The organism is Arthrobacter sp. MDT2-34-1 (assembly GCF_059091365.1).
Window position 1 is genome coordinate 1 of record NZ_JBNHGO010000234.1, and the last position, 205, is coordinate 205.

Below are 205 nucleotides of genomic sequence, written 5' to 3' on the forward strand. Positions count from 1 at the left end.
TGTGGTTCCCAGACAACAACCGTTGTCGAAAAAGGGAACAAACAATTGAATACAGTTCCAAGCACAAGCTTGTAACCAACAGGTTTGCCGCCAACCCTTCACCGGGGCGGGCGCGCACGAAGGGTTACGGCGGTCATAGCGTGGGGGAAACGCCCGGTCCCATTCCGAACCCGGAAGCTAAGGCCCACAGCGCCGATGGTACTGC

Annotated in this window: 1 rRNA gene; it reads left to right on the forward strand. The window is 57.6% G+C overall.

The features are described 5' to 3' along the window. Positions 1-125: 125 nt before the first annotated feature. Positions 126-205: ribosomal RNA gene (gene rrf / locus AC5RVV_RS18480) — 5S ribosomal RNA — on the forward strand; the annotation flags it as partial.